2 protein-coding genes are annotated in these 1070 nt (G+C 44.5%); one reads left to right on the top strand and one right to left on the bottom strand.

The features are described 5' to 3' along the window. Positions 1–690 (bottom strand): bifunctional transcriptional activator/DNA repair enzyme AdaA (locus IQR33_RS17430; protein ID WP_193843885.1); only part of this gene is annotated, 690 nt, incomplete at its 3' end. A 194-nt stretch (positions 691–884) separates the two neighbouring features. Between IQR33_RS17430 and IQR33_RS17435 the strand changes: the two genes are divergently transcribed. Continuing rightward, on the top strand, positions 885–1070 hold a 186-nt coding region (locus IQR33_RS17435; protein WP_193843886.1), incomplete at its 3' end, for a hypothetical protein.

Raw genomic sequence — 1070 nt, forward strand, 5'->3', positions numbered from 1 at the left:
CCTCACCAGCTCAACCCCCTCAACCGCTCGCAAACGATAGAAGTCCAACATGTGCGACCAATTCAACTCACCTCGATAAGGTAAGGCAATTCGATTGCAACCCGCACCATCAAACTCTTTACGGCGTACTTGAGAAGGCGTTAGTTTGAGAAACTTTTGAAAAGCATCGTTGAAGCGGCGCGTACTGTTAAAACCGGACGCAAACCCCACGTCGGTGACCGACATAGAGCTGAAGTGAAGCAACTGTTTGGCAAACATTAGTTGCTGATATTGCGCATACTGCTTGGGTGACATACCTAGATACTGCTCAAATAACATACGTAAGTAACGGTCAGAAATCCCAACACGCTCAGCCAACTCAGACACCGAATGGTGATGCAACTCCCCTCTATCAATTAACGAAATCGCTCGTTGAAAGGTCGTCTCGACACCTTTCCATGCCCAAGATCCAGGAGCGCTATCAGGTCGACAGCGTAAACACGGACGGTACCCTGCTTGAAGGGCTTGCGTCTTATCAGCGAAATACTCAACATTTTCTTCTTTAGGCAAATTTGCCGGGCAAATCGGACGACAAAAGATTCCCGTTGTTTTTACCGCCACATAAAATCGCCCATCAAAACGACTGTCTCGCGCGACTCGCGCCTTGTGACACTGCTCAAAGGTCAGTGAGGTATGGGGGTGAATAAACATAGTGCTTTCCTTGCTCATGCCTTTTGTCATTTATTGTTCATAGGCATCGTTCAATATAGTGTTATTGTAGCTTGCTTAAGCGCCCATAATTAGCCATTTTCGGAACTCAATATTGAGATTTATTGGCATTAGCGCTTTTGTACACTAAAGTTAGATCCAGAACATCACAACAACGTCGGCTAAAGGGAATTGGCATGGACTTACATACTTGCGTAATTGTATTAAGAAACCAAAAGGTTATTACCAGTAAATCCGTAGATCATTCTATTGGAATCATCGAACGAGACTCAGATAACGAGATCTCAGAAATTCAGATTAATGCGACGGATGGACGTAATATTCGAACTTATCACTACAACAATGTAGAGGAGTCATTAGAG

The sequence above is a fragment of the Vibrio sp. OPT46 genome (assembly GCF_015163535.1).
GTDB classification, from domain to species: Bacteria; Pseudomonadota; Gammaproteobacteria; order Enterobacterales; family Vibrionaceae; genus Vibrio; species Vibrio alginolyticus.